Here is a 13,716-nt window from a genome sequence, read left to right as displayed (position 1 = left end):
GACCGCCATGTTCCGCGCGCTTCGGCCTCTACGCGATCGTCTGGCAGCCAGGCTGCGGATCGCGCTTGCCGTGGGCGTGGGACTCGGCTGCGTTGGACCGGGCGTGTCGGCGTATGCGGTGGCTTTGTCTTCAGCCGCATCGGCGAACGCAACGGATGCCGCTGCTGGAAAGAGCATCGCGACGTCCGCTGGAATGTCAGCGCGATCTTCGTCGCAGATGCTGCGCTTCGCCTGGTTGCGCGACGGCCAGACCCGGCTTTGGCAAGTCGACGGCAGCGGCGCCGCGCTCGGCTTCTCGCCGCAGGCCGCGAATGTCTTGCCCGCGACGCTGGAGACGCCGCTCGGCAGCGTCTGGAAGCTATTCGTCTACGGCTATCTGGTGGACCGCAATATCGCCGCGCCGGATTACGCCTGCAACGGCGGCGATCCGGAAGAAGTGTATTGCTGCATGACAGGCGGTCATATCGACCGTGAACATGCGCTGGTGCAGTCGTGCGGACTCTTCTTCGAGCCCGCGCGCCTGCAGCTCGATTCCGCCGATTGGCGCAAATACTGGAGCGCCGCACACGCGCCGGCCTGGCTACGCGATCTGCGCGCCATGACGCCGACGCATCGCGTGCCGGTGGCCGAACTGCTCGCCGCCTTGCAGGCGATGCCCCCCCGGCCGCGCGAAGCGGCAGCGAGCACGCTGGTGTCGGTGCTGACCAGCGGGCGCGGTGAAGGCACGGTATCGCTTTATGGCAGCGTGTTGCGCGCCAAGACCTGGACGATGCCGGATCCGGCGCGTCCAGGTGCTTCGATCGGCGGCGCGGCCGGCTGGCTCGCCGACGGCACGCCAGTTTGGCTCGGCGGTCCTGGCGGCAGCGCGCGCGTGCTGGCGGCCGCCGCGCCGCGCATCGCGCCGCTGCTCACGCAAATCACCGTGCCGGACGACAGCGCCTGCGTGCTGGTCGATTTCTTCAGCCGCTATCCGATTCGTGAAGTGCTCGGCGACAAGGGACCGGCCGCCGTGCCCGAGGGTGCGTTGCGCGGCGATTTTCGCGTCGGCTTCGTCAACGGCAATTGGGCGCGGGTGACGAGCCGCGGCGAGTTGCGGCTCGATCGCGATGCGGCCGGTGCGCCGCAAGTAGTGGGCCGTTTCGGCATGAACGACTATGTGGCGCGCGTGGTCGAGCGTGAAGGCGACACGAGCCAGGCGGAAGCGGCGAAGGCCTTGGCGGTCGCGGCGCGCACATACGTCGTGCAGCATGGCAGCCACGACCACGGCTGTTTCCGTATCGACGACAGCAGCAAGACGCAGCGTGTTCTGCCACGTGCACCGACAGCCGCCGCGCGCCATGCCGCCGATCTCACCGACGCGCTCGTGCTGACCGGCGTGCCCGTTCAGTATCACCACGACAAAGCGGCGCCGGGACAGATGAGCTGGCTGGCGGCCAAAGCGTCGGCGCAAACCGGCCTGACATTCGACGCCATTCTCGCGCGCACGTGGCCGCAAGCGACGCTGACTTCGTTCCAGAGTCCGCTATCGGGCGATTGCGTCGAAGTGGCCGGCGCGCAGGCATGGTTGCAGCGCAACGCGCCGATATGGGCGCGGCGCATGGACGGCGCGGCGGGCTACGAAACGCCCGATCTGCCCGCGGTGTGCGCCGTGCGCGAAGGTCGGCCGTACGCGGATGCGCAGCGCAATCGCGTGTACGTGTACGGGCTGCAGACCGAAGAGGATCGTATCGCGTTGGCGCATGAATACATTCACCTCGCGTTTCAGCATCATCCGCGTGGGCTTGACGAGACGTTTGTTGAGCGCACCGCACGCACGCTGATTCGTACCGACAATCCGATCCAATGAATACCGTCTTGCGCTCGCCGATACCCTTGTTGCGCTGGTTGTCTATGCGGCGTGATTTGCGCATTCGCGCGGCCGTGAAGCGCGCTGCAACCGTGGCTACGCTTGCGCTCTGCACGATCGCACCGAACGCTGACGCGGCCGACGCGGACGGCGCGATTGCAGACTTGACCGGCGCGTTCGGCGGCTGGCGTCACAGTGGATTGACCAACGAGGGCGAGCATTTCGTCGCGGCTTATCCGCGACCGCCGGTCGATCGCGGCGCGCAGCGCTATCGCACGCTGATCGAAGGGCGCCTGAAGCGCATCGACAAACACGCGCGTAAGCCGCCGACGCTCGTCGTCAACGGCAACCCCACGCCGCTCTACACCGACGACGAAGGCGCGTTCGCGCGACCGTGGGCGTTCGGCGCGGGCTCAAACAGCATCGAGCTGATTTCCGCCGATGGCAAACAGCACCAGCGCATGCAGTTCTACGAAGCGGACCGCAGCAAGCCGCAAGCGAAACTGCGCGCGATGGTCACGTGGGACGATCCGCATGCGCAGGTCGATCTGCACGTGATCACGCCGGGCGGCCTGCACGCCTTCTTCGCGAACCCGACACTCGAAGACGGCAGCGGTTTCGATGTCGACTCGGTGGACGGCGCGGGACCGGGCATTTTTTCGTCGGCGGCGCCTGAGCGTGGTACGTGGCTGTTCTTTCTGAATTACTGGGGCAATTTCGATTCGACCGGCTATAACTTCGATGCCGCCGCGCACGATCGCGACGTGATCACGGCGACGTTGACGCTGGTGTTCAACGAAAACACGCCGAACGAACGGCGTGAAACGATGGTCGTGCCGCTGCGCAAGATCGGCGACCTGATGCTCGTAAAAAGCGAGCGACTCTGACAGCGGGATGGGAGCAGTGACGATGAAGGTCCAGACGACGGGTTGGATGAAGGCGAGCCGCAGCTGGCGCGCAATGGCCTGTTCGGCCGGTTTGGCCTGCTTGCTGGCAGCGCCGGCGGCGTACGCGAGCGACATCGACTTCGCCGCGCCGTTGAACGGCTGGCGCAACACGAGCGGCGACAGCGAGCGCTATACGCAGGACGTGCATTACCCGGCGGTGGCGGTGTCGACGCCGGAAGGGCAGTCCAGATTCGCGCTGATCGAAGGGCAGATCCGCAACACGCCGAAGAAGAAGGGCACGTCGGTGGGGACGCTGGTCGTAGACGGCACGCCGCTGCCGCAGCGCGTGGAAGAGGACGGCAAGTTTTCGCGTCCGTATGCATTTCCTGCCGGCAGCAACGGCGTCGAACTGCGCGCGCCGGACGGCAGCCGCAAGCGCGTACAGTTCTACGACGCCTACAGCGGCAAGACCCAGCCGAAGCTGCGCGTGCTGCTCGCGTGGGACACCGACGGCACCGATCTGGATCTGCACGTGGTTTCCCCCGACGGCGCGCACACCTGGTACGGCGAGCGCGTCGCGCCGAACGGCGGCGCGCTCGACGTCGACGTGACGACGGGCTATGGGCCTGAGATTTATTCGTCCGCGGCGCCGTTGAAGGGTACGTATCTGGTCTATGTGAATTACTACGGCAGCGGCAATAGCGGCGCCGATATGACCGTCGCGCAAGTGACCATCATCACGAACGAGAATACGCCGAACGAAAAGAGCGAAACGATTCGCGTGCCGATGCGCAAAGCCGGTGAATTGACACTCGTGAAGACTTTTGTATTGCCGTAACCAGCTTGGCGAGATGGTGGAAGCAGTCGTCGTCGGCAAGCACAAGGTGTGTCGCGGTTAAGAGGGACAGCGCGCGCTCGAGCAACTCGAAGCGCGGCTCGCTCGCGCGGCAGGCATCGCGCAACCCGTTCGTCTGGAGGTGGTCGACCGCAAGATGGTCAATGCGCTGACGCTGTCCGGCGCGCGCATGGTGATCATGCGCGGTTTGATCGAACGGGTCGGCAACGCCGATCAACTGGCCGGCGTGATGGCGCACGAAACCGGGCATATCGCGCGGCGCGATCCGATGGTCGCGTTGTTTCGCGGCGCGGGCATCGGCGTGATCAGCGCGACGCTCGGCATCATTTTGGTTTTGCCGATGTGTGGTCGCTGGCTGGGCGACTCGTGGGATTGTCGTATAGCCGCGAGATGGAGCGCCTCGCCGATGCGAACGGCGTGGCCTATCTGCAAGCAAGCGGTTTGCGCAGCGGCGGACTCGCGGGTTTTTTTGCGTTGACTGACAAACGCGACGGCAGTGCCGGCGCGGCTGGGGAATTTCTTTCCGATCATCCGCGGACGAGCGATCGGCAAAAGCAAAGCCAAGGATCGCCGCTTGGCGAAAGTGCGCTGACGCCGCGAGGAATGGGCCGCTGTCCGGTCGATGTGCGGCAAGCCGTGAGGCACGCGACTTATTCGGAGCGCGGTGGGGAAAGCCAACGCGTTCAAGGAGTTGGGTGAGTCATGCGCAGGTTGTCCACAGGCTTGCGAACAGTTTCTGTGGACAAATGCCGTGGAGAAGTTCGACCGCGAGCCTGCCTGTGGAAGAGGTGGCCCGCGCAGATCGACTCGGCCCGTCTGCTGATCAAAGGTCGGTGTCCAATCGCCGCTCTTTCACTACGTCGCGCGTGGCAGCCCAGTACGGCGGGCGTTTGTAATACTCGTGCACGGCCGTGCCCCATTGCATGTCCGCCATGGAAGGCCAGTTATCCTTATCGAAACCGGGTGCGTTCTTGATCTGATCGGCGCTTGCATCGATCACGAAGCATTTGTCGTCGGTGTCGAGCGTGAGCGCGCTCCAGGGTATCGCGTGAAGCGTGTCGCCGATGCCAAGAAAGCCACCAGTGGACAACACCGCGTAGGCGATCCGCCCGCCGCGCACGTCGAGCATGATGTCGGAAATCTTGCCGACGTGTTCGCCATCGGACGACATCACGTTGTTTCCGTCGAGCGTGGCTGCCGCCATGACATCCGGTCCGGGACCGTCGCCAATGCCGACTCCAACAATATCTGCGCCCTGCGTGCCGGCGGATGCCGGGACTTGGGGATCGAGCGTAGTCATGATGTGCTCCTCGTAAAAAGCGTACACAGGGAGCGCGCAACGACTATGCCTGTTAGCAGGGGAATGATTGGCGCGGGGGCGGGTTGCAGGCGGTTGCCGCTGCTGCTGGCCGTGTGGCGGTTTTTAGCGCGCGCGGCTGTGCGGCGAGGCAGGTGTGCAAGCGGCGGTTGTGGGCAGCGTTGCCGGAAAAAGGTGCGCGGATGGCGGTTGGTTCGGGCGGTTCAGCGCGCGTTCGACCAGGCGGTCGGCAACGCGTGGACGCGGCGATCCAGCAGAAAGTGCTTACCCTTTCTTACCGGTGCTCAAGTTTCGGCGAACCGAGGTCGATAGGAGTTATGACCGGCTGCGTGACGGCGACAGACTGTTTGCGGCGCGACTGCATAGGCGCTCGTTTTGCTGTGCGTGCGTGCGGCGGCCGGCGTATCGAAAAGCAAAATCAACGGAGGTTGCTATGCAAATCGACAGTGCGTTGTCATCGACACTGCCGGGACCGGACCACGCGATGACGAAAAGCCCGTCGGCAGCGTACGACGCTGTCGCACAGACATCGACAGCGCATGCATCCACGCAGGACGACGCTGTCCACATCTCCGCGGAAGGCGCGGCAACGGCGGCGCAAGAAGGCAATTCGGGTCAGGGTGACGCAATCAGCGATTCCACAAGTGTGGACACACCCGCATCCGGCGTTTCTGCGGTCAAATCGTTTGCGTACGGCACGCTCGGACTCGAGCGTCCGGATCAGCCTCAGGAAGCGCACAACGCGTTCTACACGGCCGGTCGATGGCTGGCAGCGGGAATCACGATCGGCGGGATCATTTCGCTGCTTGCCTGAAAAGGGGGCCGGGAAAAAAGAAAGCGCTTGCCGTGCGTGACGCACGGCAAGCGCTATTGACGGCTTGGCGGTTGAGCTAGCGGTTGGCTTAGCGGTCGAGGAACGACTTCAGGCGGTCCGCGCGGCTCGGGTGCATCAGCTTGCGCATGGCCTTGCTCTCGATCTGACGAATCCGTTCACGCGTGACGTCGAACTGCTTGCCGACTTCTTCGAGCGTGTGGTCCGACTTCGTATTGATGCCGTAACGCATACGCAGCACCTTGGCTTCGCGCGGCGACAGCGAGTCGAGCGCGTCGTCGATGGCGGCGCGCAAGTCGGCTTGCATCGCGGCGTCGGCCGGCGAGGACGCTGCCGAGTCTTCGATCATGTCGCCGAGCGTGGCGTCGCCGTCGTCGCCGACCGGCGTTTCCATCGATACCGGCTGCTTCGCGATCTTCAGAATACCGCGCACCTTCTCTTCCGAGAGTTCCATGCGTTCCGCGAGCACGGACGGATGCGCTTCCTGACCGGTCTGCTGCAGGATTTCGCGCGAAATGCGGTTCAGCTTGTTGATCGTTTCGATCATGTGCACCGGCACGCGGATCGTGCGAGCCTGGTCGGCGAGCGAACGCGTCACCGCCTGGCGGACCCACCACGTTGCGTACGTGGAGAACTTCCAGCCGCGACGGTATTCGAACTTGTCCACCGCCTTCATCAAGCCGATGTTGCCTTCCTGGATCAGATCGAGGAACAGCATGCCGCGGTTCACGTACTTCTTCGCGATCGAGATCACGAGACGCAGATTCGCCTCGATCATCTCGCTCTTCGCCTTGCGCATCTTCGATTCAGCCGCGACCATCTGGCGGTTGATCTCTTTCAGATGCTTCAGCGGCAGCGAAACCGTTGCTTCGATTTCGATCAACTTTTGCTGTTCGGACTGAATTGCCGGCAAATGGCGCTCCAGCGCCGCGCCGTACGACGACGCACCGCGCGCCGCACGTTCCGTCCAGCCGAGGTCGGCTTCATGGCCGGCGAACGACTCGATGAACTTCTCGCGCGGCATGCCGCTCTTCGAGACGACGATTTGCAGAATGTTGCGCTCGATCGCGCGAACTTGCGCGACCTGTTGCTGCACGTCGCCGCACAGGCGGTCGATGGTGCGTGCCGTGAAGCGGATCTTCGCGAGGTGCTGCTGGATTTCTTCGCGTGCACGCTGGTACGCCTTCGAGGTGACGTCGCCGCGCGTGTGCGATGCGTTCATCTGGTCGGACAGCATGCCGACCTGCGCGAAGATTTCGAGGCAGTCGCTCGTGAGTTGCTTCAGGCGCGCTTCGTCCGCCGCCGACGAATCCGCCGGGCCGACGTCGTCGTCGCTGTCTTCGTCGTCGTCGCTGTCCGTGTCGGCGTCGACGTCGGCAGATGCGTCCGCGCCGGTGCTGTCTTCTTCAGCGGCGAGGGTGTCTTCATTCAGACCGTCGACCAGTTCGTCGATGCGCAACTCGCCGTCGGCAACCTGCTGGGCGCTCGCCAGAATGGCCGAGATCGCGAGCGGGCAAGCGGCGATCGCCTGCACCATTTCATGCAGGCCGTCTTCGATGCGCTTCGCAATCGCGATTTCGCCGGCGCGCGTCAGCAGCTCGGTCGCGCCCATTTCACGCATGTACATGCGCACCGGGTCGGTCGTGCGGCCGAATTCGGAATCGACGGTGGACAGGGCGACTTCGGTTTCCTCGTCCGCCTGATCGTCCGACACGACGGCCGGGGCGTTCGAGTTGAGCAGCAGCGTTTCCGCGTCCGGCGCCTGTTCGTAGACCTGCACGCCCATGTCGTTGAACGCGCTGACGATGCTGTCGATAGCGGCCGTCTGCGCGAAGTTGTCGGGCAGGTGGTCGTTGATCTGCGCGTGGGTCAGGTAGCCTTGCTCCTTACCCAGCTGGATCAGCGCGCGCATCTGGCGCTGACGTTCTTCGGCTTGCTGCGGCGGCAGTTCGGCTGCCACGGGGATCGCTTTACCGGCGCCCTTGCCCTTGGCCGTACGGCCCGAAGGCGCTTTGGCGGTGTAGGCGGCGGTTTCGTGTTGCGAATCTTCGCGATCAAAAGGGTTCACGTATTCTCCTCTAGAGGCTTCGCTATGAGACGCAAGACGCGACCGTCAGGCGTTTCGAGCATGGCTCAACATCACCTGAGTGACTCAACGCGGTTGTTTGGCTGTGCTCTGGGGAGCAAAAAAGATGAGCCCGCTCGAAGCGGGCCGATAGAAATGTGCGAAATTCGCGCGGCTCGCATTATATCCGAGCTTGGGGCTTTGCGCTCATCGTGTGCACATCTTTTCATCATGCGCGTTTGTCGCAGGTCCGTCCTTGGGCCGCCGGTCGGGCGTAGCGGTCGCCTAGCCGATGCATCTAGGTGCGTGCACATTCGCTGTTTTCAAGCTCCTCACTATAGAGGAGTTCGGTTGCCCTGACACGGCGGGATCACGTTTGCACAACTCTCCCTATATATAGGGGAAGAGTGTTCTGGCGTCGATCGGCGCCTGATCAAAAGAAAATTCACAAAAGGGGGTTGACGACGTGTCAGTCGTTCTTCATAATCTCGTTTCTCTGCTGCTGATGCAGCGACGCAGAACGAAGCGGTGCCGGGTAGTTGGAATGCTGATGATTGATGTCAGCGGCGTGCGGTGCCGGTTTGGTGGTGAATGCGGAATCGATCTTTAAAAATTAACAGCCGATAAGTGTGGGCGCTTGATGCGCGACGCGCAGTGGATCCTTCGGGGTTTGCTGGAAGCGAAAGTATCAAGTCTCACACAGTAATGAAAGGAAGGTTTTTCCATTGAAAGATGGAGAGATCATTCGTCAGTACGTTGAGTGAGCGACCGGTTGGTAAAACAACCGAAAAACAGTAACAGGTTTGAACTGAAGAGTTTGATCCTGGCTCAGATTGAACGCTGGCGGCATGCCTTACACATGCAAGTCGAACGGCAGCACGGGGGCAACCCTGGTGGCGAGTGGCGAACGGGTGAGTAATACATCGGAACGTGTCCTGTAGTGGGGGATAGCCCGGCGAAAGCCGGATTAATACCGCATACGATCTGTGGATGAAAGCGGGGGATCTTAGGACCTCGCGCTACAGGGGCGGCCGATGGCAGATTAGCTAGTTGGTGGGGTAAAGGCCTACCAAGGCGACGATCTGTAGCTGGTCTGAGAGGACGACCAGCCACACTGGGACTGAGACACGGCCCAGACTCCTACGGGAGGCAGCAGTGGGGAATTTTGGACAATGGGCGCAAGCCTGATCCAGCAATGCCGCGTGTGTGAAGAAGGCCTTCGGGTTGTAAAGCACTTTTGTCCGGAAAGAAAACCTCTTGGTTAATACCTGAGGGGGATGACGGTACCGGAAGAATAAGCACCGGCTAACTACGTGCCAGCAGCCGCGGTAATACGTAGGGTGCAAGCGTTAATCGGAATTACTGGGCGTAAAGCGTGCGCAGGCGGTTCGCTAAGACAGATGTGAAATCCCCGGGCTTAACCTGGGAACTGCATTTGTGACTGGCGGGCTAGAGTATGGCAGAGGGGGGTAGAATTCCACGTGTAGCAGTGAAATGCGTAGAGATGTGGAGGAATACCGATGGCGAAGGCAGCCCCCTGGGCCAATACTGACGCTCATGCACGAAAGCGTGGGGAGCAAACAGGATTAGATACCCTGGTAGTCCACGCCCTAAACGATGTCAACTAGTTGTCGGGTCTTCATTGACTTGGTAACGTAGCTAACGCGTGAAGTTGACCGCCTGGGGAGTACGGTCGCAAGATTAAAACTCAAAGGAATTGACGGGGACCCGCACAAGCGGTGGATGATGTGGATTAATTCGATGCAACGCGAAAAACCTTACCTACCCTTGACATGTATGGAATCCTGCTGAGAGGTGGGAGTGCCCGAAAGGGAGCCATAACACAGGTGCTGCATGGCTGTCGTCAGCTCGTGTCGTGAGATGTTGGGTTAAGTCCCGCAACGAGCGCAACCCTTGTCCCTAGTTGCTACGCAAGAGCACTCTAGGGAGACTGCCGGTGACAAACCGGAGGAAGGTGGGGATGACGTCAAGTCCTCATGGCCCTTATGGGTAGGGCTTCACACGTCATACAATGGTCGGAACAGAGGGTCGCCAACCCGCGAGGGGGAGCCAATCCCAGAAAACCGATCGTAGTCCGGATCGCACTCTGCAACTCGAGTGCGTGAAGCTGGAATCGCTAGTAATCGCGGATCAGCATGCCGCGGTGAATACGTTCCCGGGTCTTGTACACACCGCCCGTCACACCATGGGAGTGGGTTTTACCAGAAGTGGCTAGTCTAACCGCAAGGAGGACGGTCACCACGGTAGGATTCATGACTGGGGTGAAGTCGTAACAAGGTAGCCGTATCGGAAGGTGCGGCTGGATCACCTCCTTTCTCGAGCTCACGTGTCAATCGTGTTGAGCGCTCACGCTTATCGGCTGTGAATTAAAGACAGAAACGCAGACAGACTCAGGGGTCTGTAGCTCAGTCGGTTAGAGCACCGTCTTGATAAGGCGGGGGTCGATGGTTCGAATCCATCCAGACCCACCATTGTCTTGTCTGCGATGGCTGACCGGCAAAACCCCTGAGTGGCAACAGATGATGGTCTGTGCATGACTGGGGGATTAGCTCAGCTGGGAGAGCACCTGCTTTGCAAGCAGGGGGTCGTCGGTTCGATCCCGTCATCCTCCACCAATCCTCAATGCGTAGCGCTGCTGTGAGAAGCAGAGTGCTGTGCATTGGCGATTGAGCCAGTCAGAGTGATACATGGTTATAGCAACCATGATATCGGCTGTCGTTCTTTAACAATCAGGAAGAAGTAGTAAAGAGATTCACGAAAGCATGCTTAGAGATGGGTGTGCGAGTAGGTGAATCAGGGTTGTGATTGTATCAATGTATGAAAAGGTGATCGAAAGATTGCTTTGGAATACGGCGCAACACGAATACTCAACCTGTAGCGAGTGTGGCAGCCACGGTCCTTCCCAGTGAAGGGCGTGCGAGACACACCCGTTATAGGGTCAAGCGAACAAGTGCATGTGGTGGATGCCTTGGCGATCACAGGCGATGAAGGACGCGGTAGCCTGCGAAAAGCGGAGGGGAGCTGGCAAACGAGCTTTGATCCTCCGATATCCGAATGGGGAAACCCGGCCCGAATGGGTCATCCATGACTGAATACATAGGTCATGAGAAGCGAACGCGGTGAACTGAAACATCTAAGTAACCGCAGGAAAAGAAATCAACCGAGATTCCCAGAGTAGTGGCGAGCGAAATGGGACCAGCCTGTACTCTTTATCTTCATTGTTAGTCGAAGGCTCTGGAAAGTGCCGCCATAGCAGGTGATAGCCCTGTAGACGAAAACAGCGAGGAAGAACTAGGTGTACGACAAGTAGGGCGGGACACGTGAAATCCTGTCTGAAGATGGGGGGACCATCCTCCAAGGCTAAATACTCGTGATCGACCGATAGTGAACCAGTACCGTGAGGGAAAGGCGAAAAGAACCCCGGGAGGGGAGTGAAACAGATCCTGAAACCGCATGCATACAAACAGTCGGAGCCTCGCAAGGGGTGACGGCGTACCTTTTGTATAATGGGTCAGCGACTTACATTCAGTGGCAAGCTTAACCGATTAGGGCAGGCGTAGCGAAAGCGAGTCCGAACAGGGCGATTCAGTCGCTGGGTGTAGACCCGAAACCAGGTGATCTATCCATGGCCAGGATGAAGGTGCGGTAACACGTACTGGAGGTCCGAACCCACTAACGTTGAAAAGTTAGGGGATGAGCTGTGGATAGGGGTGAAAGGCTAAACAAACCTGGAAATAGCTGGTTCTCTCCGAAAACTATTTAGGTAGTGCCTCGTGTATCACCTTCGGGGGTAGAGCACTGTCATGGTTGTGGGGTCCATTGCGGATTACTACGCCATAGCAAACTCCGAATACCGAAGAGTGCAATCACGGGAGACAGACATCGGGTGCTAACGTCCGGTGTCAAGAGGGAAACAACCCAGACCGCCAGCTAAGGTCCCCAAATATTGCTAAGTGGGAAACGAAGTGGGAAGGCTAAAACAGTCAGGAGGTTGGCTTAGAAGCAGCCATCCTTTAAAGAAAGCGTAATAGCTCACTGATCGAGTCGTCCTGCGCGGAAGATGTAACGGGGCTAAGCAATATACCGAAGCTGCGGATGCACATTTATGTGCATGGTAGGAGAGCGTTCCGTAAGCCTGCGAAGGTGCATTGAAAAGTGTGCTGGAGGTATCGGAAGTGCGAATGCTGACATGAGTAGCGATAAAGGGGGTGAAAAGCCCCCTCGCCGTAAGCCCAAGGTTTCCTACGCAACGTTCATCGGCGTAGGGTGAGTCGGCCCCTAAGGCGAGGCAGAAATGCGTAGCTGATGGGAAGCAGGTTAATATTCCTGCACCATTGTTAAATGCGATGGGGGGACGGATCGCGGAAGGTTGTCCGGGTGTTGGAAGTCCCGGTCCTTGCATTGGAGAAGGCGCTTAGGCAAATCCGGGCGCGGAATTCAAGGGTGCGAGGCCATTCACTTCGGTGAAGAAGCAATCGGAAGTGGTTCCAAGAAAAGCCTCTAAGCTTCAGTTTAACAGGACCGTACCGCAAACCGACACAGGTGGGCGAGATGAGTATTCTAAGGCGCTTGAGAGAACTCGGGAGAAGGAACTCGGCAAATTGGTACCGTAACTTCGGGATAAGGTACGCCCCTGTAGCCTGATGCGCCTGCGCGCAAAGGGTGAAGGGGTTGCAATAAACTGGTGGCTGCGACTGTTTAATAAAAACACAGCACTCTGCAAACACGAAAGTGGACGTATAGGGTGTGACGCCTGCCCGGTGCCGGAAGATTAAATGATGGGGTGCAAGCTCTTGATTGAAGTCCCGGTAAACGGCGGCCGTAACTATAACGGTCCTAAGGTAGCGAAATTCCTTGTCGGGTAAGTTCCGACCTGCACGAATGGCGTAACGATGGCCACACTGTCTCCTCCCGAGACTCAGCGAAGTTGAAGTGTTTGTGATGATGCAATCTCCCCGCGGCTAGACGGAAAGACCCCATGAACCTTTACTGTAGCTTTGCATTGGACTTTGAACCGGTCTGTGTAGGATAGGTGGGAGGCTTTGAAGCGTGGACGCCAGTCTGCGTGGAGCCATCCTTGAAATACCACCCTGGTTTGTTTGAGGTTCTAACCTTGGTCCGTAATCCGGATCGGGGACAGTGCATGGTAGGCAGTTTGACTGGGGCGGTCTCCTCCCAAAGTGTAACGGAGGAGTACGAAGGTACGCTAGGTACGGTCGGAAATCGTGCTGATAGTGCAATGGCATAAGCGTGCTTAACTGCGAGACCGACAAGTCGAGCAGGTGCGAAAGCAGGTCATAGTGATCCGGTGGTTCTGTATGGAAGGGCCATCGCTCAACGGATAAAAGGTACTCTGGGGATAACAGGCTGATACCGCCCAAGAGTTCATATCGACGGCGGTGTTTGGCACCTCGATGTCGGCTCATCTCATCCTGGGGCTGTAGCCGGTCCCAAGGGTATGGCTGTTCGCCATTTAAAGAGGTACGTGAGCTGGGTTTAAAACGTCGTGAGACAGTTTGGTCCCTATCTGCCGTGGGCGCTGGATATTTGAAGGGGGCTGCTCCTAGTACGAGAGGACCGGAGTGGACGAACCTCTGGTGTACCGGTTGTCACGCCAGTGGCATCGCCGGGTAGCTATGTTCGGAAGAGATAACCGCTGAAAGCATCTAAGCGGGAAACTCGCCTTAAGATGAGATATCCCCGGGGCTTCGAGCCCCTTGAAGGGTCGTTCAAGACCAGGACGTTGATAGGTCAGGTGTGGAAGCGCAGTAATGCGTTAAGCTAACTGATACTAATTGCCCGTAAGGCTTGATCCTATAACAGGTGTGTTTCGACATGAGTTAGCGCTTCAGCGCTTACTCAGGTCAACCCCCGAAGGGGGCAGGACACTC

7 protein-coding genes, 2 tRNA genes, 2 rRNA genes and 1 pseudogene are annotated in these 13,716 nt (G+C 59.6%); 10 read left to right on the top strand and 2 right to left on the bottom strand.

The window, feature by feature from the left end:
* Window positions 1–7: 7 nt before the first annotated feature.
* The 5 genes and pseudogenes from BPHYT_RS32620 to BPHYT_RS39780 all read left to right on the top strand — a co-directional run bounded on the left by BPHYT_RS32620 (window position 8) and on the right by BPHYT_RS39780 (window position 4,288).
* Window positions 8–1,846: a DUF2300 domain-containing protein gene (locus BPHYT_RS32620; RefSeq protein ID WP_012428389.1), complete on the top strand. Its 1,839-nt coding sequence runs from the start codon at window positions 8–10 to the stop codon at window positions 1,844–1,846.
* A 44-nt stretch (window positions 1,847–1,890) separates the two neighbouring features.
* Complete coding sequence (locus BPHYT_RS32615; protein WP_049869504.1) at window positions 1,891–2,733, top strand: YfaP family protein; 843 nt, start codon at window positions 1,891–1,893, stop codon at window positions 2,731–2,733.
* Window positions 2,734–2,755: 22 nt separating this feature from the next.
* Entirely contained in the window at window positions 2,756–3,571 is an 816-nt protein-coding gene (locus tag BPHYT_RS32610; RefSeq protein WP_012428387.1) for a YfaP family protein, read from the top strand.
* A 79-nt stretch (window positions 3,572–3,650) separates the two neighbouring features.
* A pseudogene (locus BPHYT_RS39330) lies at window positions 3,651–4,067 on the top strand (M48 family metalloprotease); the annotation flags it as partial.
* Window positions 3,980–4,288 carry a M48 family metalloprotease gene (locus BPHYT_RS39780; protein WP_407669304.1) on the top strand — a complete coding sequence of 103 codons (309 nt, stop codon included), beginning with the start codon at window positions 3,980–3,982 and terminating at the stop codon, window positions 4,286–4,288. The pseudogene BPHYT_RS39330 and the gene BPHYT_RS39780, both read left to right, overlap by 88 nt.
* Window positions 4,289–4,412: 124 nt before the next feature.
* Here the strand turns inward: BPHYT_RS39780 and BPHYT_RS32600 are convergent, their stop codons facing one another.
* Entirely contained in the window at window positions 4,413–4,889 is a 477-nt protein-coding gene (locus BPHYT_RS32600) for a PRC-barrel domain-containing protein (protein WP_012428385.1), read from the bottom strand.
* A gap of 451 nt (window positions 4,890–5,340) precedes the next feature.
* On the opposite strand from BPHYT_RS32600, the gene BPHYT_RS32595 reads away from it, so the two are divergent.
* Entirely contained in the window at window positions 5,341–5,721 is a 381-nt protein-coding gene (locus BPHYT_RS32595; protein WP_012428384.1) for a hypothetical protein, read from the top strand.
* Window positions 5,722–5,809: 88 nt separating this feature from the next.
* Here the strand turns inward: BPHYT_RS32595 and rpoD are convergent, their stop codons facing one another.
* The gene (gene rpoD / locus BPHYT_RS32590; RefSeq protein WP_012428383.1) at window positions 5,810–7,807 is read right to left on the bottom strand and encodes an RNA polymerase sigma factor RpoD; all 1,998 of its coding nucleotides are present in this window, start codon (window positions 7,805–7,807) and stop codon (window positions 5,810–5,812) included.
* A gap of 802 nt (window positions 7,808–8,609) precedes the next feature.
* Between rpoD and BPHYT_RS32585 the strand changes: the two genes are divergently transcribed.
* The 4 genes from BPHYT_RS32585 to BPHYT_RS32570 all read left to right on the top strand — a co-directional run bounded on the left by BPHYT_RS32585 (window position 8,610) and on the right by BPHYT_RS32570 (window position 13,641).
* Window positions 8,610–10,140, top strand: a 16S ribosomal RNA gene (locus BPHYT_RS32585).
* A gap of 79 nt (window positions 10,141–10,219) precedes the next feature.
* Window positions 10,220–10,296: transfer RNA gene (locus BPHYT_RS32580), tRNA-Ile, on the top strand.
* Window positions 10,297–10,364: 68 nt separating this feature from the next.
* Window positions 10,365–10,440 (top strand) — tRNA-Ala (locus tag BPHYT_RS32575).
* A gap of 321 nt (window positions 10,441–10,761) precedes the next feature.
* Window positions 10,762–13,641: ribosomal RNA gene (locus tag BPHYT_RS32570) — 23S ribosomal RNA — on the top strand.
* The 16S and 23S rRNA genes sit together here with 2 tRNA genes alongside, the layout of an rRNA operon.
* Window positions 13,642–13,716: the final 75 nt, after the last annotated feature.

This window comes from Paraburkholderia phytofirmans PsJN (genome assembly GCF_000020125.1).
Lineage (GTDB): Bacteria > Pseudomonadota > Gammaproteobacteria > Burkholderiales > Burkholderiaceae > Paraburkholderia > Paraburkholderia phytofirmans.
The sequence above is the reverse complement of the archived record's forward strand: the minus strand, read 5'-3'. Positions and strand labels throughout refer to the sequence as shown.